This is a genomic window from Aeribacillus sp. FSL k6-2211, assembly GCF_037966125.1.
GTDB lineage: Bacteria > Bacillota > Bacilli > Bacillales > Aeribacillaceae > Aeribacillus > Aeribacillus composti.
The window spans coordinates 2,264,702-2,287,337 of sequence record NZ_CP150190.1 but is presented as its reverse complement, the minus strand read 5'-3'; the positions used below and the strand labels follow the sequence as shown (position 1 = coordinate 2,287,337).

Sequence of the window (22,636 nt, the reverse complement as noted above, 5' to 3'; positions counted from 1 at the left end):
AAATTAGCAACCCCTTTTACAAAAATTTAATTTTTCATTTTATTGTAGCTACTTTAGAAGCTTTTACTAACTGTTCAATGGTTTCTCAATCATTTTGATATAAACTATCTACTATTTTACTACCAACGATGACTCCATCGCAAAAGGAACTGAAAGATTTTACGTGATTAGGTGTCGAAATACCAAACCCTGCAAGTACTGGTAAATCTGTGTAAGATTTAATTTGCTTAAAATGATCCTCCAGTGATGCTTCAAAGGAAGAGCGTGCGCCTGTAATACCGTTGACAGTAACTGCATAAATAAATCCTTCGCTAGCTTTTGTTAATCTTTCAATTCGTTCTTTTGTACTTGTTAATGTAACGAGTTGAACAAGATTAATGCCAGAATCGCGTAATGACGGTTGCACGATGTCTGATTCCTCAAGAGGCATATCTGGAATAATGACACCGCGGATACCTGCTTCATATGCGTCTTGGGCAAACTTTTCAACACCGTAAGCTAATATCGGATTTAAGTAAGTCATAGCAACAAGTGGAATTGTGATTTCATCAGAGAAAGTACGCAAAGTAGTTAAAACTTTTTGTAAAGTTGTACCATTTGCTAAAGCTCGTTCTCCTGCTTTTTGAATTGTTGGTCCGTCTGCTACAGGATCAGTAAACGGAATTCCAACTTCAATAGCAGTTACGCCAAGTTGTTGAAGTTTTAAAATGGTTTCTTTTAATTGATCTAGTCCACCGTCACCGGCCATAATGTATGGGATGAACCCTTTATCGCCACGGGAAATGACTTCATTAATTGCATTCGTTAATTGACTCATGAGTGTCACCTCCAAGGGCAGCAGAAATTGTATGAACATCTTTATCGCCTCTACCTGATAAGCATACGACGATGATATCATCTTTTGACATTGTTTTTGCTAAGTTAGAAGCGTAATAAATGGCATGAGCACTTTCTAAAGCAGGGAGAATACCTTCTGTTTTACAAAGTAATTTTACTCCTTCTAGTGCTTCTGCATCTGTTACTGTTTCGTAAGTAGCTCGTTTTGTTTCGTATAAATAGCAATGTTCTGGACCTACACCAGGATAGTCTAATCCTGCAGAAATGGAATGGGCTTCTTGGACAAAGCCGTTTTCGTCTTGTAATAAATACATGTAAGCACCATGCAATACGCCTGTTTTTCCACCTTGAATAGCCGCGGCATGTTTCCCTGTACTAATGCCTGCACCAGCTGCTTCCACGCCGATTAGTTTTACGGATGTATCTTCTACAAATGGATAAAACATTCCGATTGCGTTGCTACCGCCACCGATACATGCGACAACTGCATCAGGTAGACGGTTTTCAACTTCTAAAATTTGCTGTTTCGTTTCATCCCCGATTACTCGTTGGAAATCTCGAACGATAGTAGGGAAAGGATGAGGACCAAGGGCTGAACCTAAAATATAGTGGGTATCTTCAATGTGTGTTACCCAGTGACGTAACGCTTCATTTACTGCATCTTTTAACGTAGCAGAGCCGTGTTCAACCGCAACAACTTTTGTACCAAGAAGTTCCATACGGAAAACGTTTAAAGCTTGTCGTTTTACGTCTTCAGCACCCATGTAAACGATACATTCTAAGTTAAGTAGGGCGCAAGCTGTAGCTGTTGCAACACCATGTTGACCGGCACCAGTTTCTGCGACGATTTTCTTTTTCCCCATTCGTTTTGCAAGAAGTGCTTGCCCTAAAGCGTTATTAATTTTGTGGGCGCCAGTGTGGTTTAAGTCTTCACGTTTTAAGTAAATTTTTGCACCACCTGAATATTCAGTGAGACGTTCAGCAAAATAAAGTGGGGTAGTGCGACCAACGTAATTTGTTAAATAGTAGTTCAACTCTTCTTTAAAAGAAGGGTCATCTTTTAATTGGTCATAAGTTTCTTCAAGTTCTTGTAAAGCACTCATTAATGTTTCAGGTACGAATTGACCACCGAAGCGGCCGAAACGTCCTTTTTGTGCAGTCGTCATAATGTCACTCCTTTGTTTGTAGCGAGGAACTAATATAATAGTTTCCAATGCATGTGTCTAATTTTAATTGTCTATAGTTTTGAAGAAATGTGTATAAATTGTTTAATTAATTCGCTATTTTTCCGCCCATTTTGTTCAACACCGCTCGATACATCAACACCGAAAGGCTTTACTCGTTCAACGGCATCTTTTACGTTGTTTGGATTTAATCCACCAGCTAAAATGACTTTTTCTTTTGGGATGGATAATTGATCGAGTAGTGTCCAGTCGAAAATTTTTCCACTACCACCTGCAAATTTAGTGCCTGGTGAGTCGAACAAATAGTAATCTACGTTATAATTTCTCGCTTTTCAACATCTTCATAGCTTCGAACGGAAAAAGCTTTGATGGAAGGGTAGCCAAGTGATTCAATGAAGGATGGCTCTTCATTGCCATGATATTGAACATAATTAAGCCCTACTTTTTCAACGGCTTCCTGAACTTGTTTAGCAGTTGGATTGACGAAAACACCAACTGTTTTTACATGAGGTGGTACATGTTGAGCTAATTCTTTTGCTTGTTCAATTGTGATTTTTCTTTTACTTTCTGCAAACATGAAGCCAATCCAAGTGGCTCCGGCTTCCACACAAGCTTTTACATGTTCGACTTCTTTAATTCCGCAAATTTTTACTTTGACCAATTACTTCACAACCTTTGGAAGAGGGACTTGGAAAGATTGAATTGCTTCTTCCACATTGTCACTTTTCATTAACGATTCACCGACTAAAATGGCACGGGCACCAGCTTTGGCAACACGCTCGGCATCCTTTTCTTCCCAAATGCCACTTTCACTAATAAAGATAATATCTTCAAATTGTAAAATTCGATTGGCTAGTTTTTCCGTTTGGATTAAATCTACATGGAATGTTTTTAAATCTCGATTATTGACACCTATAATTTTTGGTTTGATCGCTAAAGCTCTTTCTACTTCTTCTTCGTTATGGACTTCTACTAAAACGTCTAATCCTTCTTTTGTTGCGTAATCGTATAAAGACTTTAGTTGTTCATCAGTTAAAGCGGCAACGATAAGTAAAATGACCGATGCACCACTTGCTTTGGCATAATCAATTTGGACTTCATGAATGATGAAATCCTTATTTAAAAGAGGAATATCCACGTTGTTTGCAATTTGCGCTAAATCTTCAAAAGAACCTTTGAAAAATTTATCTTCTGTTAATACGGAAATACAAGCTGCACCAGCTTTTTCGTATTTACGAGCTTGCTCAATCGGATCAACATCTGTATTGATTAGTCCTTTAGAAGGGGAAGCTCTTTTCATTTCAGCAATAATTTGTAATTGGTTTGCTTTGCGCAAAACTTCATATAAAGAAGGTCGTTTTTTCGGCTGTATATTAAAATTCGGTTTTTTTTCAAGTAATGAAGGGATTAACGTTTTTTTGTAATCAATTATGTTTTGTAAAATTGTCATAGCGCAATATTCTCCTTAGAAATTGATTGACAGAAATTAGAAACAGCTTCGAGTTTTTCGTAAGCTTTGCCAGAATGTACTGTTTCACGTGCCAATTCTACACCATCTTTTACATTTTCCACTTTGCCATATGCGAAAAGGGCGATTGCCGCATTCAGTAAAACAGCATCGAAATATGGACTTTGTTTTCCTTTTAATAAGTTTCGTAAAATTTCTGCATTTTCTTCAGGTGTACCACCACGTAAATCTTCAACTGGAGTTTCAGAAAATCCAAGTTGAGTAATGTCAATGGAAAAAGGAATTACTTCTCCGTCATGGAGTAATGCAAAAGTATTTTCATTATTTAAAGAAGCTTCATCCATTCCTTTTGAACCTGAAACGACAATAGCACGTTTTCTTCCTAAAAGTTTAAGTACTTCTGCATACTGCATCACAAGTGCTGGGCGGTTTATGCCAACAAGTTGTCTTTCAATATTAACAGGGTTTGTTAATGGTCCTACTAGATTAAAGATTGTTGGTTTTCCAATAGCACGGCGAACTTCTCCAATTCGTTTTAATTTTGGATGAACGCTTGGAGCGAATAAAAAGGTAATTCCATGTTGTTTAATTAGATTGACAGATTGATCAATAGATAGACTTGCAGGAATACCTAAAGCGTCTAAAACGTCAGCACTACCAGAGCTACTTGAGATTTTTCGATTACCGTGTTTTGCAACTTTTATACCGCAAGATGAAAGGATAAAAGCGGAAGCGGTACTAATATTGAAGCTTTTTAAACCGTCTCCACCTGTTCCACAATTGTCCATATATACTCCTTCTGGAACGGCAACATTTAAAGAGTTTGCTTTCATGACAGTAGCTAATGCTGCAATTTCTTCTGCTGTTTCACCTTTTTGACTTAATGCAACAAGAAACTGGGCAATTTCATCTTTAGGTGTAGTTTCATTAAAAACAAGTTTTGCTGCTTGTAACATGTCATCGAAAGATAAATATTCATTATTATTTACTCGTGTAATAAACGGTTGAAGTGTCATCATTCATTCCTCCAAATTGTTATAATTTGAAGTTGAGTGGTAAAGCCGAGGATTTGCAGACAAATAAAAAAGTCCCCTACAAGGAATTTCATTTTCCTTGTAGAGGACGGTATTTACCGCGTTGCCACCTCTGTTGAAGTTGTAAAAACTTCCACCTTGGTGTGTCTACTATTGACACTTCCCGATAACGAGGGAATCCGTCAACTAACTTGCGCTAGTCGCTCTCGTAAGGCCCATTCACGATTCTTTCGCACTAGTTTACACCACCCACTAGCTCTCTAAAGCGTACAAAATCGCTACTATTCTTACTCATCAATTTACTCGGCTATTCTCAACTATTCTCATACTAAACTAAACTCTGCTCAGCTCTTCATGGCGAATGCCAATTCCGAACGATTATGTAAATTTCATTCTATAAAAATATTTCTATATTGTCAATGTATTCAGAAAAAATAGATTGATTTCATTTGAAAAGGTTGGGGGGAGGTAAATTACAGAATGAACGATTAAGCAGTTTCTTCATTAGAAAAATCAAGAAGGGAGAAGCACTAGATTTAAAAGGGTTTTATTTTACAAGTAGCTTCTTTAAAAATATAAAAAGAGGTGGGTGCTAACCCTACCTCTCCTGCTTATCATATTAAATCTTTAAATTTAAGACGTTTATTTATAAAGTGCATAATTGGTGCACCTATAATTAAGACGACAAATTCACCAATTGCACACGTTAACCATGCAAACCAAAATGGAATTTCATACATGATGTTTAATTCAATACCGATAATAAACATTGTGAATGTAAATAAAAATGAGTTAATCACTAATCGAAGCCAAATATTTTTCACAAACTTACAAATTAAAATGAAAATTCCAAGAGTTAAAAGTGAATGGCCTACTCCAAAATAAATATCTATCGGCCCTAATGGTGAAAATAAATTAGTGATGAATACTCCAAGCAAAATGCCTAACATATAGCGCGGATTAAAAGCGACTAAATGGTTAAACATTTCAGAAATACGAAATTGTACTTCTTTAAATGCGAACGGTGCAACTAACATCGATACTGCAAAGTAAAGTGCTGCAATAATCGCTGTCGTCGCTAAAAATTTTGTTTTACTATTCATTTTTTCAACAGCTCCTTAGTTTTTTATCGTGGGATGGTTTCGAACCACGGTGTTTATGAAACACAAGATTATATATTAATAAAATAAAAAGTAAAAGTCAATTATTTAAAATTACCAAAAAAAATATAAAAAATCCAAATTTTTAAAACTCTTATAATAACCTGAATCCGTGACAAAACATCTTTACAATGGTCGCAAACCGTTGATACGATAAGGGAAAACGACGTTGACGATTCTTCATCAAGTAGGTGATGTGATGAAAGATTTCCCGATTCGGTTTGTATTGACAGATGAAGCGATTACCCCAAGTGCTGGGCTTGCTCTCGTTGGCTACTTACTCCATCGAACGAAACTGGATAAACGGGTAAACGCACTTCGGCTTCCAACGGTTCGTCGAGAAGTGCACATTTCCCATAGCGATGTCATTCGCTCGATGATTGGCTTGCTTGCCACAGGAAAAACGGATTTCGATCATATCGAAGCGTATCGTCAGGACGATATCTTTTCGGCATCGATGGGGATTCAGCACGTGCCTTCCTCTCCAACCTTGCGACAACGACTCGATCAGCTCGCTTGTCTTCCGATGACCGAAACGATTCTTTGGGAGGAGTCCATACGTCTGTTGATTCAACGACATGCCACTTTGTCCCCTTGTTGGACCAAAGGAAAGACGACATGGCTTCCCCTTGATATAGATGGTTCCCCATTTGACAACTCCGATACGAAAAAAGAAGGAGTCAGTCGAACGTATAAAGGATTTGACGGTTTTACACCGTTGTTTGCGTATGCAGGGAAGGAAGGGTATCTCGTTCATGCCGAGTTGCGTCCAGGGAAACAACATGTGCAAGACAACATGCCCTCGTTTTTAGTCACCGCTATCCGTCGAGCTCGTCAACTGACTTCATCTCGTCTGCTTGTTCGCATGGATGCAGGAAACGATGCAGAAGCGAATGTGCACGTATGCCTAAAGGAAGACGTGGACTTTGTCATCAAGCGAAACTTACGCCGAGAATCGACAGCGCTTTGGTTCCAGATCGCTTCGCAAAAGGGCAAACGTGTCGATGATGGACAAAGCGAAGGAGTACAAACCTATGAGCTATGCCTTCCACAGAAGGCAGCGATCGATGGAAACACGTATACGTACGTTCAAGTCACCCAAGTGACGGAACGGACGATGGAACGCAATGGACAGCTGATGCTCGTTCCTGATTATGAAGTGGAAAGCTATTGGGTGCGGCTCAAAGGATACGAGCATGTTCGAATGAGCGATGTGCTCGCGTTGTATCATGACCATGCGACATGCGAACAGTTTCATAGCGAACTGAAGAGCGACTTAGATTTAGAGCGGCTTCCATCTGGGAAGATGAAAACGAATGCGCTCGTGTTGGTCATGGGAGCCTTCGTTTACAATCTTCTTCGTCTGATTGGACAAGATCTATTAAGCGATCCGAGACATCCGTTGCACCACAAAGTGAAACGCCGCCGCATCAAGACGATTATTCAGACGGTGATCACGATGGCAGGGCGACTCGTCCGTCGATCACGACAGATCTGGATGAAACTGACGCGAAGGAGTGGCTATAGCGAGCCCCTACTGAACGTCTATCAGAAATGGAGAGAGGCAAGATAACGAACGAATGTTCGGGCACTGATGTCCAACGTCACTCCCTGTGCTTTTTTGTCTATTTTTTTGGTTCGTATACCTAAAAAAGAGATTTGTTCCATTTTCGGAAATAGAGATGACATAGGTCATAAGCATAAAAAGGGTTTTATGGATTATCAATCCATCAAAATTACAACAAAATCAAAGTCGATTTCAATTCATCACGGATTCAGGTTTTTAAGTATATGGTATTTTTTTACTTAAAATTGAACAATAAACTGAAACACACAAAAAAGTATTGGGCAACGATCAATAGTATGTTTTCTCCGAGAATCTGCTAAAGACTTTTTAATTCCTGCATGTTATCGTATAGTATACCCATATTTTATACATAAGAAGGATGTCATAAGTCAGCTGATCTGGCTAGAGGCATCCCTGCTTTTTGTTAAATAATTAACAGTAATTTAATTATGTAAACTTTAAATAATATTTCATTTCGTTATGATTTCCTTCAATATCCTATGATTGATATAATTACTAATAACGTGTTTTTTCATGATTGGAAACAATATCATATAGAAAGCTTTCAGCTTAGGAGGGATAGAATGGGTTTTTTACAAGAGCAAGTAAGCGAAATAAACGGGATTCAGCTGCATACCGTTTCATCAAATGCTTTTAAAACAAATTCACTCATTTTAAGGTTAAAGGCGCCGCTATCGGAAAAGGATGTAACCATTCGAGCTTTGCTTCCCCATGTTTTGCAAAGAGGTACAGCATCCTACCCATCCACAACTGAATTAAGGAAATATTTGGATGATTTGTACGGTGCAACACTGCAAGTCGATTTAGCCAAAAAGGGAGAAAACCATATCATTACGTTCCGGATGGAAATCCCGAATGAAAAATTTTTAAAAGATAAGACACCTTTATTGGAAAAAGGGATCGAATTGTTGTCCGAAGTACTTCTTTCGCCTCCTTTTCAAGAAGGGGTGTTCAATGAAAGCATTATCGAACAAGAAAAGCGGACATTAAAACAGCGCATTCAAGCGGTTTATGACGATAAAATGCGTTATGCGAATTTACGTTTAATCCAAGAAATGTGCAAAACTGAGCCGTACCGTCTGCATGTCAACGGAGAGAAAGAGCATATCGACCAAATTTCTCCTCAACAGCTGACGGATTATTATACAAACATGCTGCAGCATGATGAAGTCGATTTATTTGTGATCGGGGATATTGAAAACGAACAAGTGGCTGATATTGTCAGGAAATATTTCCGTTTAACAAAATCCAATCAACAAGCTAGGGCTGAAAGTGTTGAAAAAAAAATTGAGAAGGTTAACGAAGTTATCGAAGAACAAGACATTACCCAAGGGAAATTGAACATCGGGTACCGCACGCACACAACATATAGTGATCATGATTATTACGCATTGCAAGTGTTTAACGGCATTTTTGGGGGATTTCCGCATTCGAAGCTGTTTCTAAACGTTCGCGAAAAGAACAGTCTTGCTTATTATGCTTCCTCGAGAGTGGAAAGCCATAAAGGCTTGTTAATGGTGATGTCAGGAATTGAAATAAAGAACTACGAACGCGCTCTCACGATTATTCATGAACAAATGGAAGCGATGAAAAAGGGAGATTTTACAGATAAAGAATTGGAACAAACGAAAGCGGTGATCAAAAATCAGTTGCTGGAAACAATCGATACCCCTTACGGAATGACGGAAGTGCTGTACCACAATGTTGTTGCGAAAACAAACCGAACTATTGAAGAATGGATCGAAGGGGTAGAAAAGGTCCAAAAAGACGAAATCGTCCAGCTTGCTGAAAAAATTCAACTGGATACGGTTTATTTTTTGAAAGGGGGCGGATCTTTATGATAAAAGAAATTACATTCGATCAACTGAAAGAAACGTATTATTATAAGAAAATGGAAAATGGATTAGATGTTTATGTCCTTCCAAAACAAGGGATTCATAAAACGTATGCGACATTCACCACTAAATACGGTTCTATTGACAATAAATTCGTTCCAATTGGCAAAGAGGAAATCGTTCACGTCCCGGACGGTATTGCTCACTTTTTGGAACATAAGCTTTTTGAAAAAAAGGATGGGGACGTATTTCAACAGTTTAGTGAACAAGGGGCATCGGCCAATGCATTTACATCCTTCACGAGAACGGCATATCTTTTTTCCAGCACAGCAAATGTTGAAAAAAATTTAGAAACGTTAGTAGATTTTGTCCAAAGTCCTTATTTTACTGACCAATCCGTTGAAAAAGAAAAAGGCATTATAGGTCAAGAAATCAACATGTACCAAGACAATCCTGATTGGCGGCTTTATTTTGGACTCATCCAAAACATGTATGAAAGCCATCCAGTACGGATTGACATTGCCGGCACAATTGATTCGATAAATCAAATTACAAAAGAGCAGCTTTATGAATGCTACGAAACGTTTTACCATCCCAGCAACATGCTCCTGTTTGTGATCGGGCCTGTTCAACCGGAAAAAATTATCAAGCAAGTGGAAGAGAATCAGGCAAAAAAAGATTTTAAAAAGCCAACCAATATTGTTCGTGAACAAGTACATGAAAGAGATGAAGTGTTTAAAACGAGTGAAAAAATTTATATGAATGTCAAGTCGTCGAAATGCTTAGTTGGCTTAAAGGCAAAACATCCTTTCCGAAAAGGGGAAGAGCTGCTTACGCATGAGCTTTCCATGAATTTAATTTTAGAAATGCTTTTTGGCAAAAGCTCAAAGCTTTATTTGGAATTGTATGAAAAAGGGCTCATTGATGATACGTTCAGCTTCGATTATACAGAGGAGTACAGCTTCGGTTTTGCTATGGTCGGCGGCGATACCGACCGGCCGGATGAGCTGAGTGAATATATAAAAGAAGCTCTTATGAAAAGCAAGCAATCGTTATTTACCGATGAGCAGCTGGAAGCCGCCAAAAAGAAAAAAATCGGCTCTTTTTTAAGGGCTTTTAATTCTCCTGAATTTATCGCCAATCAATTTACCCGGTATCAATTTAACGAAATGAATCTGTTCGATGTTGTGCAAGCTTTAGAAAATGTAAACATGGACACGATTGAAGCAGTTTTAAAAGAAGCGATTGATGAAGATTATTTAACAGTTTTCCAAGTTTTGCCGAAATCATAATATTGCGGAGGGGAAATCTTGAAAACAGCGTTAGTAACTGGAGCCAGCGGAGGAATCGGAAAAGCGGTTGTAGAAAAATTGGCTCAGGAAGGATATCAAATTTATGCTCAATACTTTCGAAACATTGAACCGTTAAAAGAAGCAATGAAGTTATATGATCAGATCATTCCAGTTTATGCGGATTTGTCATCGGAAAGGGGGACGGAACAATTACTTGAAAACATTCCAACTTCTATAGATGCTCTTATTTTTGCTAACGGTATTTCCCACTACGGACTGATTCAAGATGTTTTGATGGAAGATTATCAAAAAATTATACAGCTTCATCTCACGTCGCCTTTTTTTATTACTCAAAAAGTAGTCAGTGGAATGATAAGAAAACAAAAAGGAAGCATTCTTTTCATCTCCTCTATATGGGGGCAGACAGGAGCCAGCTGTGAAGCTTTGTATTCCATGGCAAAAGGGGGGCAAATTTCCTTTGTGAAAGCACTAGCGAAGGAATTAGCGCCTTCCAATATTCGCGTCAACGCCGTTGCGCCAGGCATGATCGATACAAGTATGAATGATCGATTCTCTCCTGAAGAATTGGAAGATATTAAAAACAGCATCCCCCTTGAAAGAAATGGAAATCCTGAAGAAGTCGCGAATGTTGTTTTATTCCTTATTAGCGAGCAAGCTTCCTACATTACAGGTCAGGTGATTGCTGTCAATGGAGGATGGTACTGCTGATTCCCTCTCCCGTATAAAAACTGCATGATCAAGGGAAAATAAAAATTGATTAAACGATAAAGGAGGGGAACATATGTCAGTATTGGAAAATTGGAATCAATGGAAAGATTTTTTGGCGGATCGCCTCCAGCAAGCAGAAAGCGGCGGATTGTCCCAAGAGGTTATTTCCAATTTAGCGTATGAAATCGGTGATTATTTAGCAAAGCAAGTGGAGCCGAAAAACCCTGAAGAAAAAATTCTTCACGATCTGTGGAGTGTCGCTTCAAAAGAGGAGCAACATGCAATCGCCAACATGATGGTGAAACTGGTTCAAAATGACAGCGTTCATTAGGATGTTGTTCATTTATTACTGTCAAGTTAGGGCACTTGGTGAAATGACCAAGATGCCCTTTATTTTTTCCTTGCAATTATCCTTTCTTCTTTATCTAAAATGATTTATTATAAATTTATAGGTGTGTTATTTGGGGGTCTTTGAAGGTGGAAAAAACTGAATGGTATTTAGAATATAAAATTCAAAAAAACCGGCCGGGGCTGCTGGGAGATGTTTCGTCTTTGCTCGGTATGCTGAACATTAATATCGTTACGATTAACGGCGTTGATGATATGCGCCGCGGGATGCTTCTGCGCTGCGAAACGATTGAACAAATTAAAAGGCTTGAATCTATTCTGAATACGATGGACAACATAACAGTGACAAAATTGCGGCAGCCTAAACTGAGAGATCGTCTTGCTGTCCGTCATGGATTTTATATTCAACGGGATGCAGATGATAAAAAGACGTTCCGTTTTGTTCGCGATGAACTTGGTATTCTTGTGGATTTTATGGCCGAGCTCTTTAAACAAGACGGTCATAAATTAATCGGCATACGCGGAATGCCGCGTGTCGGAAAAACAGAATCGATCGTAGCGGCGAGCGTCTGTGCGAATAAAAGATGGCTTTTTCTCTCTTCAACCATGCTGAAGCAAACTGTCCGGGAAAGGCTGATTGCTGATGAATACCGGACAGATAACGTGTTTATTTTAGATGGAATCGTCACGATGAAAAGAGGCTCTGAACAGCATTTGCAATTAGTTCGGGAAGTGATGCAGCTTTCGGCAACGAAAGTCGTGGAGCATCCAGATATTTTCGTTCAGAGCTCCGAATATACTTTGGATGATTTCGACTACATTATTGAACTAAGACATCACCCTGATGAAGAAATTACGTATGACGTCGTAGAAAATAATCATCAGCCGTTTGGCCACTCAATTTATAATGGATTTGATTTTTAGAAAGGTGGGTACGTTTTGAGCGAGTTAGGTAACCATCTGAGACAAGCTAGGCTGGAAAAAAACATCTCACTCGATGACTTGCAGGAAATAACTAAAATTCAAAAGCGCTATTTAATCGGCATTGAGGAAGGAAACTACTCGATCATGCCGGGGAATTTTTATGTGCGTGCGTTTATTAAACAATACGCGGAAGCGGTTGACCTTGATCCGGATGTTTTATTTGAACAGTATAAAAATGAAATACCAAGTACATATGATGAGATACCTGAGAAATTGTCCCGCGTTCAAACGCATAAAGAGCTTCCAAAGCCGGCTTCCAAATTTTTAGAGCTGTTGCCGAAGCTTGCCGTCATCGCTGTTATTATTTTGGTGGCGATTATCGTTTGGGTGCTTTCCCAGCGTGGAAGCACAGATGAAGGCGTTCAGACGGAGGACGATACAAAATCCGTCAAAATAGAAACCTCTGGCGTGGAGCCTGAGAAAAAAGAGCAAAATAATATTGACGATGAAAAAGACCGTTCGGTTGAAGAAACAGATCAAGAGGAGAAAAAAGAAGAGAACGCCGAAAATGAAACGAAGCAAACATTGACGGTAAAAGAAGTAAGAGGGAAAGAAACCGTATATGAATTGTCCAATGCGGACAAATTGGTGATCGATATTTCAACCAATGGGAATTCGTGGATAGAAGTGAAGAACGGAAAAGGAAAATCGTTTTTTGCAGGAATGATGCGACAAAATGAGCAGAAAACGGTTGATGTAACAGCGGAAGAAGAAGCAAAAATCGTTGTAGGCGATGCTCGATTTACGACCATTCAAGTGAATGGAGAAGCCGTTTCTTATGAAACGGACCCGAATAAAATGGTTCGGCAGGATATTATCATTTTAAATAACAAGGATGAATAAGTCATCGTACGAGATGGCTTATTCTTTCTTACTTTATGCTAGTGGAGGTACAAAATGAATTTGCCTAATCGAATCACTGTATCAAGAATTATGCTAATTCCAATATTTATGATTGTGATGCTTGGCGATTTTAACTGGGGAAATTGGTCGGTCGGTGAAGTAGTTATTCCTGTCAATCATGTCGTTGGCGCCCTCATTTTTATTTTAGCTTCGACGACCGATTGGATTGATGGATATTATGCACGCAAGCTTGGACTTGTGACAAATTTAGGAAAGTTTTTAGATCCTCTTGCCGATAAATTGCTCGTTTCTTCTGCTCTCATCATATTGGTGGAAATAGGTGCTGCTCCGTCTTGGATTGTCATTCTGATCATCAGCCGTGAATTTGCCGTAACCGGATTGCGTTTAGTTCTGGCTGGGGAAGGAGAAGTCGTAGCAGCTAATATGCTCGGCAAAATAAAAACATGGACGCAGATTGTGGCTATTTCCGCTTTGCTTTTACATAATATACCTTTTGAATGGATTTCGTTTCCATTTGCAGACATTGCTTTGTGGGTTGCGCTCTTTTTTACCATTTTATCTGGATGGGACTATTTCATGAAAAATAAACACGCGTTTGTCAATTCGAAATAACCATGTGGAGGAAAATGTATGAATGTAAATGCTGAAATTATTGCTGTCGGTTCAGAACTGTTGCTTGGACAGATCGCCAACACAAACGCCCAATTTATATCAAGAAAGCTTGCCGAAATAGGTGTTAATGTTTTTTATCATACGGTCGTTGGAGACAATGCTGAGAGGCTCAAGCATGCGATCGAAACGGCAAAAAAACGGTCGAATTGCATCATTTTTACCGGCGGGCTCGGCCCGACAAAAGATGATTTGACGAAAGAAACGATTGCACGTATTTTGAATAAACGTCTCGTGATCGACGAGGCGGCGATGAAAAACATTGAGGATTTTTTTAAACGGACGAAACGGACAATGTCGGAAAACAATCGGAAACAAGCATTAGTTTTGGAAGGTTCTACTGTTTTGCCAAATCATTACGGAATGGCGCCAGGAATGGCGTTAGAGGCGAACGGAATTATATATTTGCTCATGCCGGGTGTTCCGAAAGAAATGAAGCCGATGTTTATCAACTACGGTGTGCCGTTTTTGCAATATCATTACGGGTTAAAAGAAAAAATCATCTCGCGTGTGCTTCGTTTCTTTGGCATCGGCGAATCTCAGCTTGAAACAGATATAGAGGATCTGATTGATCAGCAAACAAATCCGACCATCGCGCCGCTGGCAAAAGACGGCGAAGTAACATTGCGCCTGACAGCAAAACATGAAGATGAGTCGACTGCGCTGAAGCTGATTGACGAAACAGAAAAAAAGATTTTAAGCCGTGTTGGCCGATATTTTTATGGACACGGTGAAACTTCGATCCAAGAGCAGCTTATGAAGCTTCTAAAAGAAAAGCAATATACTATTTCGGCTGCAGAAAGTTTGACGGGCGGTCTTTTTTCCGAACAGCTGACCCATTTTCCAGGCGCTTCGAATATTGTGCTTGGAGGAATTGTCTGCTATACAAACGAAGTGAAGCAGCATGTTCTTGGCGTGTCGGAAGAAACGTTGAAAACAAAAGGAGCCGTTAGCTCTGAATGTGCGAAAGAAATGGCGGAAAATATAAAAAAATTGACCGGCAGCAATATCGGCATCAGCTTTACGGGAGTGGCAGGACCTGATCCTTCTGAAGGAAAAGAAGTTGGGACTGTCTATATCGGTATTCAAATCGACGATCGGCCGACGGCAGTCTTTGAGCTTCATCTTTCCGGTACTCGGGAAGGGATCAGGCACAGAACGGCAAATTATGGCTGCTACTATGTAATGAATGTAATAAAGGAAATGGAAAACCGGTTATGAGCGTCTTCATCCGGTTTTTTAATTTTTATATAATGAAAATTAAAAAACGAATAAATGTTCCCTTTTTTCTTGGCAAACAGGAAAAAACACGGTATATTTATTTTGAAGCTATCAATTTTTTAAGGAGGAAATTGTATTGAATCATGATCGTCAAGCTGCCTTGGAAATGGCGTTAAAACAGATTGAAAAACAATTCGGAAAAGGTTCGATAATGAAGCTTGGAGAACAGGCTGAGCGAAAAGTTTCAACAGTTCCAAGCGGATCGCTGGCATTGGATGCAGCTCTTGGCGTCGGCGGATATCCTCGAGGTCGGATTATTGAAATATATGGACCGGAAAGCTCCGGTAAAACGACAGTGGCCCTTCATGCCATTGCTGAAGTTCAAGCTCTAGGCGGGCAAGCAGCGTTCATCGATGCGGAACATGCGCTCGACCCTGTCTATGCGCAAAATTTAGGTGTTAATATTGATGAACTGCTTTTGTCGCAGCCCGATACCGGCGAGCAGGCTCTTGAGATTGCAGAAGCTCTCGTTCGCAGCGGTGCAGTCGACATCATTGTCATTGACTCGGTCGCAGCACTCGTCCCAAAAGCGGAAATTGAAGGCGAAATGGGCGATGCGCATGTCGGATTGCAGGCGCGTCTTATGTCACAAGCGCTTCGGAAGCTTTCAGGAGCCATTAGCAAGTCGAAAACCATTGCGATTTTTATTAATCAAATAAGGGAAAAAGTGGGCGTCATGTTCGGAAATCCCGAGACAACTCCAGGGGGACGCGCGCTGAAATTTTACTCATCTGTCCGCCTTGAAGTGCGCAGAGCTGAACAGCTGAAACAAGGAAATGATATGGTAGGAAACAAAACGAAAATTAAAGTTGTCAAAAACAAAGTAGCGCCTCCTTTTAGAACGGCAGAAGTTGATATCATGTACGGGGAAGGGATTTCAAAAGAAGGAGAAATCATCGACCTGGGAACGGAATTGGATATTATACAAAAAAGCGGTTCGTGGTATTCTTACCAAGAGGAGCGTTTAGGACAGGGAAGAGAAAATGCAAAGCAATTTTTGCGCGAAAATCCGGATATTCGCGATGCCATTCAGCAAGAAATTCGCAAGGCATATGGCCTTGAAACGAATGAACCTGTGCAAGAGGGGCAGGAAACGTTCGAGCTTTTGGATGAATAATGTACGCACATCTTAGCGTAAGGCTGGCGGAGTAGCCGGTCTTATTTTTTTGATCAAAAAAAGCCCCATCCTTTGTTCGACAAGATGAAAACTTGACAAGGGTTATTCCCACATTTAAAATGGATATGTATATTTTTTCATTTTTGCAATATATTTAACATATTTTTTTGGAAAATGTTATTGGGAGAGTAAATGTGTAATGCCGACACTTTCTTTGTGACAAGTTCATAGCAAGAGGAGGTGAAAGAATGGAACTCATTGAAATCATCTCCATTTTGCTTGGCCTAATCGTCGGTGCAGTTGTTGGTTATTTTGTTCGAAAATCCATTGCTGAAGCGAAAATAGCGGGTGCAAAAAACGCCGCGGAACAAATTCTTGAAGATGCTAAGCGTGAAGCTGAAGCAACGAAAAAAGAAGCGCTTCTGGAAGCAAAGGATGAAATTCATAAGCTTCGTTTGGAAGTAGAAAAAGAAATTCGCGAAAGAAGAAATGAACTTCAAAAACAAGAAAACCGTTTAATGCAAAAAGAGGAGAATCTCGATCGAAAAGATGAATCATTAGATAAGCGTGAGGCGATGCTAGATAAAAAAGAAGATTCTCTAAATGAAAGACAACAGCATATTGAAGAGATGGAAAGCAAAGTGGAAAAGATGGTGCAAGAAGGACAAATAGAGCTTGAACGCATTTCGGGTTTATCGCGTGAAGAGGCGAAACAAATCATCCTTGAACGAGTGGAAAAGGAACTTTCTCATGATATTGCTGTAATGGTGAAAGAAGCAGAAACAAAGGCGAAAGAAGAAGCAGACAAAAAAGCAAAGGCAATTCTTTCCCTTGCTATACAGCGCTGTGCAGCAGATCATGTGGCTGAAACGACCGTTTCTGTTGTGAATTTGCCAAATGACGAAATGAAAGGGAGAATTATCGGCAGAGAAGGAAGAAATATCCGCACTCTTGAAACGTTGACAGGGATCGACCTCATCATCGACGATACACCGGAAGCGGTTATTTTATCAGGATTTGATCCGATTCGCCGTGAAACAGCAAGAATTGCGCTTGACAAGCTTGTTCAAGACGGGCGCATTCATCCAGCGCGAATTGAAGAAATGGTGGAAAAATCGCGGCGGGAAGTGGACGAGCATATTAGGGAAATCGGAGAACAAACGACATTTGAAGTTGGCGTTCACGGTCTTCATCCGGATTTGATCAAAATTTTAGGCAGATTGAAATTTCGAACGAGCTATGGCCAGAACGTGCTGAAGCATTCAATAGAGGTTGCCTTTTTAACCGGATTGATGGCTGCCGAATTAGGTGAGGATCAAATCCTTGCAAGACGTGCAGGGCTTCTGCACGACATCGGAAAAGCCATTGACCACGAAGTAGAAGGAAGCCATGTTGAAATCGGCGTGGAGCTGGCAACGAAGTATAAAGAACACCCGGTTGTCATCAACAGCATTGCTTCCCATCATGGGGATGAAGAACCGACATCGGTAATTGCGGTTTTAGTTGCAGCGGCTGATGCTTTATCGGCAGCACGGCCGGGTGCCCGCAGTGAAACGCTTGAAAATTATATTCGCAGGCTTGAAAAATTGGAGGAAATTTCCGAGTCGTTTGAAGGTGTGGAAAAATCGTACGCCATTCAAGCAGGCCGCGAAGTTCGCATCATGGTAAAACCGGATGCAATAGATGATTTAGAAGCTCATCGATTAGCAAGAGATATTCGCAAGCGGATCGAAGAAGAGCTTGACTACCCTGGACATATTAAAGTGACCGTCATTAGGGAAACTCGTGCGGTTGAATATGCCAAATAAAGTGGTACATGAAAATGTGCCGCTTTATTTTTTTTTCAATTTATGCAAAACTATATAATAAACATTTAGAAAGGAATTCATCATGAAAGTTTTATTTGTAGGCGATGTGGTAGGAGCAAAAGGGAGAGAAATGGTTGAACAATATTTGCCGAAGCTGAAGAAAAAATATAATCCTGAAGTAACAATTGTCAATGGTGAAAATTCTGCACATGGCAAAGGAATAACTATGAAAATTTACCAGAAGCTTCTTTCATTGGGAGTTCAGGCAGTGACAATGGGCAACCATACTTGGGATAAAAAAGAAATTTTTGAATTTATCGATGAAGCAAAAGCGTTGGTTCGACCGGCTAACTTTCCTGAAGGCACACCAGGAAAAGGAATCGTGTACGTGGAAGCGGATGGAAAAGAGCTTGCAGTCATAAACCTCCAGGGAAGAACATTTTTGCCGGCAATCGATTGCCCTTTTCGGAAAGCGGATGAATTGATTCAAGAAGCGAAGAAAAGAACTCCATATATTTTTGTTGATTTTCATGCGGAAGCAACAAGCGAAAAACAAGCGATGGGCTGGTATTTGGATGGGAAAGTTTCCGCAGTGGTTGGCACTCATACACACGTTCAAACTGCCGATGAAAGAATTTTAGATAAAGGAACGGCATTTATTACCGATGTCGGGATGACAGGACCATATGACGGTATTTTAGGAGTTGACAGGGAAGCAGTATTAAAAAAATTTTTAACGAATCTCCCTGTTCGGTTTGAAATCAATGAAGGCAGAGGACAATTGAATGCCGTATTAGTGGAAATTGAGGAAGGAACCGGCAAAGCGAAATCGATCAAACGAATATTAATCAATGATGATCACGTTTATTTTGAATAAATTAAATCACTAGCGTTGCATTAATTTAATTCGAAAATTCTGAATTGAAAAAAGTCCATAAAAAAATCCTTTATAATGGATGGTACAGGTGGTCCCTGTCCAAATCCAATATAAAGGATGAAGCCTATGGACAAGGATACACTATTTTCTTCATTTGGTAAATGGGTCACTCCTCTCAATTCTGTTAAATTTACACAAAGAATTGAAGAGATGAAACAAGATAAATATACGAAAAAATTAACCACAAAAGCGTATTTACTTTTGTTTTTGCATGCTCAACTTCAACAACGAGAAGGACTGCGCGCCATCGCCGATGATGCGTTACTGGATGATTTTCAGCGAGAATTAGGATTGACATCTATTAGTGCTTCACAACTTTCTCGAAAACATCGCCAAGTAAAACCCGAATTGCTCGCAGAAATCTTTCTGGATTTAGTGAATCAAATCCGCCAGATGTCCACGAATTCCTCCAGTCAGGTGAGTGGCTTAAAAATCGTGGATTCTACGACCATTTCACTGAATCTGAAAAAATATCAATGGGCTACGTTTCGCAAAACGAAGTCGGGAATTAAGGTTCATTTACGACTGGTGTTTGTCAATGAAGATACGGTTTATCCGGAAAAAATGGTCATGACCCCAGCAGGGAACAATGATCGAACACAAATGGAACAACTGATCGACGAAACAGATGCCATGTACGTGTTTGATCGTGGTTATGTAGACTACGAAAAGTTCGATTATTACTGTGATAAAGGCCTCTTTTTCGCCTCCCGTCTGAAAAAGAATGCCTATGTTCGATTTCTTGAATCGTTCTCTGTCCCATCCAATTCCTCTATTTTATCTGATTCGATGATGGTCATTGGGACACCACAAAAACGAACGGAAAATGTGTTTCGATTAATCGAAACATTCGATTCGGACGGGAATCGAATTCGAATCATTACGAACCGATTCGACCTAGATCCAGAAGAACTTGGTGATATCTATCGTTCTCGATGGGCCATTGAACTATTTTTTAAGTGGATTAAGCAACGTTTAACACTCAAACATCTTTATGGAACGAGTCCAGAAGCTGTAGAAAATCAGGTTTACTTAGCTCTGATTTCTTACTGTTTACTCATTCTTATTCAACTTGAAATGAAATCGAAACATTCTCTCACCCAGATTTATCGTTGGCTTCGCGTTTTTCTTTGGAAACCAAGTACCGTGTGGGTGGAACGAATTCAACGGGAATGAGTTGAAAAAAGTCGGCGAAGCGCAGTAGCCATGTAACAATAAAACAAATACATTTATTACCAAATGGATAGTGATCACCTTTAGTTGGTTACTGCCTTGTTTTTCGTTTATCATAAAATATTTTATTCAGAAAATTCTGCATAAAATGTTTTTATTTTTTATGCAACGCTACTGAAATTAAATAAAAAAAACTGTAGTTGAGCAATTTTCATTACAATAATTACCATGTAAAAAGAGACAAACGGAGTACCCCTTATGCCACATGAAGCTGTTTTTTAACGACATCAATGGGAATATCTTGTTTCGCTGCATCGTAAATAAACTCCACGAGGCTATGTCCTTTCTTCTTTCGAAGGAAGTCAAGCCCGGTAGAGAAATCGCTGTTGGATTCGACCATACTGTACACATAAGCGAGTTGCACCAAGATCCAATACCGTTTCACCGCCCGACGTTGACGAACGCGGTACCCATCGAGCTTCAGCTGGTCTTTCGCTTGTCGAAAAAAGCATTCGATCGACCAACGCTGGGCATAGTAGCGCAAGATCTCTTCATCGCTTAGCTCCCGGTCGGTGCTCAAGACGCAGTGAAGATGTTCAGGTGTCATCGGCTGATCGGCTTTCCAAGCCAACAACACAACGGCATCATCGAGACCTTTCAGCGCTCCCTCGTAGCGATACACGCGATAACGCTCTTCTCCCACCGTGACGAGATGGGTGTCGTTCGGTTCGATATAGCGGGCAAACTGTTTGGCTTGGATGGCGATGCCTTTTGGATAAAGAACCCGATTCGTCTTGAGCATCGCAATGACGTGGAATCCTTTTTTCAGGCAGGCTTCCACGAGTGTTTTCGATGGGTACCAAGAATCCATCAGCACATAAACAGAACCGTGCACATCCAAAGAAGAAAGCATCTCGATGGCCCATTGACCCTTGCTTTTCCCATCCGCCTTGTCGTAGAGGCGAAACGCAAAGGGAAAGGCTTGCGTCATCGTATGAACCATGAGCCAGACGAGAGAGTGTCCCCAAATCGACTTTTTGTCCGCGTGAGAATAATGCCAATTACACCCTTCAATAGCGTGTTTCGCCTGTGACGAAGGCTTCGTTTTTCGGCAGATCGTATCATCGATCGAAACAAAAATGGGGTGATTCTTTCGCTTGGCCGTTCGTTCCACATGACGAAGCATCCACTGCTGGAGTTTGCGAAGCAAGATTTCTTCATCCCAAGGGCTTTTCGTGAAAAAATGGCTCAGTGTCGTTCGATGGTTGGGATGAAAGCTCTCATGATGCAGATCGGTCAAGGTTCCCACAAATCCTTTCGTTGTCAGCGCATCGATAATATGAACGAGATGCTTCATGACAGGTTTTGAAAAATAAAGTGCCAACCCCAACATCGTGAAAAACTTGTGGATTCCTTGATGATGTGCTAATCTATTCATGAGACATGAACCTCCTTGTGTGAATGGTTTGTTGGCACATCTATTCTAACCAAGGAATCGGGTTCATGTCTCCTTTTTTGTTTCGATGTAAATTTATGTTAGTGATTTTGCTCATCTACTGTAAAAAAAATTAAAAATAAGCAGGAATACTGCTAAACTTTAGGGAATATAGTAACTATGGGATGGAACCAATTGTTCAAGAGGTGATGGGTCTTTTGAACAATGCATCTAACAGCATTTGTTCCAATAAATTTTCACGAACCATTGTAAAAAATGAAGGGGGAACTAGGAAATGGAAATATTAAAAGTTTCAGCAAAATCTAATCCGAATTCTGTCGCCGGAGCGCTAGCAGGGGTGCTGAGGGAGCGTGGAGCCGCCGAAATTCAAGCGATTGGAGCTGGAGCATTGAATCAAGCTGTAAAAGCGGTAGCGATAGCAAGAGGATTTGTAGCTCCGAGTGGTGTTGACTTAATTTGTATTCCGGCATTTACAGATATTCAAATAGACGGTGAAGAACGAACAGCCATTAAATTGATTGTTGAGCCGAGATAACATGTTTAAATAAATTAGCTAAACAGTCTGCACTCCTTATCGGTTGCAGACTGTTTTTTGCTTAAAATGTTGATAATATTTATCGGTTTTATTATAATTTCATTATACAGAAATGAAGTATGGTGAATATTTAAAATTTTTTGTCATTACAAGCATTTAAACTTGTAATTTTGATTATTTAGGGATAAAATTGAAATCGTTTAGGATTATCCCAAAAATTTTAAGGTATGGTGGTTTTGCTGCCAGAACAAGGTTATTATGGCTAAAAATAGCATAATTCATCATCATAGACTTTTCGGCAGGGCAGTGGGCCTCTAAAATACCGGAAATGATAAAG

22 protein-coding genes, 1 riboswitch and 1 other annotated feature are annotated in these 22,636 nt (G+C 39.9%); of the genes, 14 read left to right on the top strand and 8 right to left on the bottom strand.

Features of this window, described 5'->3' with window-relative positions:
* Positions 1 to 85 precede the first annotated feature (85 nt).
* The 7 genes from trpA to NSU19_RS10910 form a co-directional block, all read right to left on the bottom strand.
* The gene (gene trpA, locus NSU19_RS10940; protein WP_339196490.1) at positions 86 to 817 is read right to left on the bottom strand and encodes a tryptophan synthase subunit alpha; all 732 of its coding nucleotides are present in this window, start codon (positions 815 to 817) and stop codon (positions 86 to 88) included.
* On the bottom strand, positions 792 to 2,003 hold the full coding sequence (gene trpB, locus NSU19_RS10935; RefSeq protein ID WP_339196488.1) for a tryptophan synthase subunit beta: 1,212 nt from the start codon (positions 2,001 to 2,003) through the stop codon (positions 792 to 794). The genes trpA and trpB overlap by 26 nt, the downstream gene beginning before the upstream one ends.
* A gap of 71 nt (positions 2,004 to 2,074) precedes the next feature.
* Entirely contained in the window at positions 2,075 to 2,323 is a 249-nt protein-coding gene (locus tag NSU19_RS10930) for a hypothetical protein (RefSeq protein WP_339196486.1), read from the bottom strand.
* A gap of 8 nt (positions 2,324 to 2,331) precedes the next feature.
* Positions 2,332 to 2,682, bottom strand: coding sequence for a hypothetical protein (locus NSU19_RS10925; RefSeq protein ID WP_339196484.1), 351 nt, complete (start codon positions 2,680 to 2,682; stop codon positions 2,332 to 2,334).
* On the bottom strand, positions 2,683 to 3,471 hold the full coding sequence (trpC, locus tag NSU19_RS10920; protein ID WP_339196482.1) for an indole-3-glycerol phosphate synthase TrpC: 789 nt from the start codon (positions 3,469 to 3,471) through the stop codon (positions 2,683 to 2,685).
* The gene (trpD, locus tag NSU19_RS10915) at positions 3,468 to 4,505 is read right to left on the bottom strand and encodes an anthranilate phosphoribosyltransferase (protein WP_339196480.1); all 1,038 of its coding nucleotides are present in this window, start codon (positions 4,503 to 4,505) and stop codon (positions 3,468 to 3,470) included. The genes trpC and trpD overlap by 4 nt, the downstream gene beginning before the upstream one ends.
* 99 nt (positions 4,506 to 4,604) lie before the next feature.
* Positions 4,605 to 4,827 (bottom strand) — a binding site (T-box leader).
* A 310-nt stretch (positions 4,828 to 5,137) separates the two neighbouring features.
* On the bottom strand, positions 5,138 to 5,626 hold the full coding sequence (locus tag NSU19_RS10910) for a QueT transporter family protein (protein ID WP_339196478.1): 489 nt from the start codon (positions 5,624 to 5,626) through the stop codon (positions 5,138 to 5,140).
* A gap of 9 nt (positions 5,627 to 5,635) precedes the next feature.
* Positions 5,636 to 5,680, bottom strand: a riboswitch (PreQ1 riboswitch).
* A 202-nt stretch (positions 5,681 to 5,882) separates the two neighbouring features.
* Here NSU19_RS10910 and NSU19_RS10905 point away from each other — a divergent pair.
* The 13 genes from NSU19_RS10905 to NSU19_RS10845 all read left to right on the top strand — a co-directional run bounded on the left by NSU19_RS10905 (position 5,883) and on the right by NSU19_RS10845 (position 20,311).
* Positions 5,883 to 7,256, top strand: coding sequence for an IS1380-like element ISGsp2 family transposase (locus NSU19_RS10905; RefSeq protein WP_327847978.1), 1,374 nt, complete (start codon positions 5,883 to 5,885; stop codon positions 7,254 to 7,256).
* Positions 7,257 to 7,834: 578 nt separating this feature from the next.
* Complete coding sequence (locus tag NSU19_RS10900; protein ID WP_339196476.1) at positions 7,835 to 9,112, top strand: pitrilysin family protein; 1,278 nt, start codon at positions 7,835 to 7,837, stop codon at positions 9,110 to 9,112.
* Positions 9,109 to 10,398, top strand: coding sequence for a pitrilysin family protein (locus NSU19_RS10895; protein WP_063386724.1), 1,290 nt, complete (start codon positions 9,109 to 9,111; stop codon positions 10,396 to 10,398). The genes NSU19_RS10900 and NSU19_RS10895 overlap by 4 nt, the downstream gene beginning before the upstream one ends.
* 18 nt (positions 10,399 to 10,416) lie before the next feature.
* On the top strand, positions 10,417 to 11,127 hold the full coding sequence (locus tag NSU19_RS10890) for an SDR family oxidoreductase (RefSeq protein WP_339196474.1): 711 nt from the start codon (positions 10,417 to 10,419) through the stop codon (positions 11,125 to 11,127).
* A gap of 73 nt (positions 11,128 to 11,200) precedes the next feature.
* On the top strand, positions 11,201 to 11,458 hold the full coding sequence (locus NSU19_RS10885) for a DUF3243 domain-containing protein (RefSeq protein WP_063386726.1): 258 nt from the start codon (positions 11,201 to 11,203) through the stop codon (positions 11,456 to 11,458).
* Positions 11,459 to 11,604: 146 nt separating this feature from the next.
* Positions 11,605 to 12,399, top strand: a complete 795-nt coding sequence (locus NSU19_RS10880; protein ID WP_339196472.1) for a YmfK family protein — start codon at positions 11,605 to 11,607, stop codon at positions 12,397 to 12,399.
* Between the two features lie 15 nt (positions 12,400 to 12,414).
* On the top strand, positions 12,415 to 13,302 hold the full coding sequence (locus tag NSU19_RS10875; RefSeq protein WP_339196470.1) for a RodZ domain-containing protein: 888 nt from the start codon (positions 12,415 to 12,417) through the stop codon (positions 13,300 to 13,302).
* A gap of 54 nt (positions 13,303 to 13,356) precedes the next feature.
* Positions 13,357 to 13,935: a CDP-diacylglycerol--glycerol-3-phosphate 3-phosphatidyltransferase gene (gene pgsA, locus NSU19_RS10870; protein WP_327862729.1), complete on the top strand. Its 579-nt coding sequence runs from the start codon at positions 13,357 to 13,359 to the stop codon at positions 13,933 to 13,935.
* Between the two features lie 18 nt (positions 13,936 to 13,953).
* On the top strand, positions 13,954 to 15,213 hold the full coding sequence (locus tag NSU19_RS10865; RefSeq protein WP_339196468.1) for a competence/damage-inducible protein A: 1,260 nt from the start codon (positions 13,954 to 13,956) through the stop codon (positions 15,211 to 15,213).
* 166 nt (positions 15,214 to 15,379) lie between these two features.
* Positions 15,380 to 16,390, top strand: a complete 1,011-nt coding sequence (recA, locus tag NSU19_RS10860; RefSeq protein WP_063386751.1) for a recombinase RecA — start codon at positions 15,380 to 15,382, stop codon at positions 16,388 to 16,390.
* A gap of 248 nt (positions 16,391 to 16,638) precedes the next feature.
* Entirely contained in the window at positions 16,639 to 18,198 is a 1,560-nt protein-coding gene (gene rny / locus NSU19_RS10855; protein ID WP_063386730.1) for a ribonuclease Y, read from the top strand.
* Between the two features lie 82 nt (positions 18,199 to 18,280).
* On the top strand, positions 18,281 to 19,075 hold the full coding sequence (locus NSU19_RS10850; protein WP_063386731.1) for a TIGR00282 family metallophosphoesterase: 795 nt from the start codon (positions 18,281 to 18,283) through the stop codon (positions 19,073 to 19,075).
* A 126-nt stretch (positions 19,076 to 19,201) separates the two neighbouring features.
* Entirely contained in the window at positions 19,202 to 20,311 is a 1,110-nt protein-coding gene (locus NSU19_RS10845) for an IS4 family transposase (protein WP_339196466.1), read from the top strand.
* Positions 20,312 to 20,564: 253 nt separating this feature from the next.
* Here NSU19_RS10845 and NSU19_RS10840 read toward each other — a convergent pair whose 3' ends face one another.
* Positions 20,565 to 21,746 carry an IS701 family transposase gene (locus NSU19_RS10840; RefSeq protein ID WP_339196464.1) on the bottom strand — a complete coding sequence of 394 codons (1,182 nt, stop codon included), beginning with the start codon at positions 21,744 to 21,746 and terminating at the stop codon, positions 20,565 to 20,567.
* Between the two features lie 292 nt (positions 21,747 to 22,038).
* Between NSU19_RS10840 and spoVS the strand changes: the two genes are divergently transcribed.
* The gene (gene spoVS, locus NSU19_RS10835; protein ID WP_003181955.1) at positions 22,039 to 22,299 is read left to right on the top strand and encodes a stage V sporulation protein SpoVS; all 261 of its coding nucleotides are present in this window, start codon (positions 22,039 to 22,041) and stop codon (positions 22,297 to 22,299) included.
* The last annotated feature ends 337 nt before the right edge of the window (positions 22,300 to 22,636 follow it).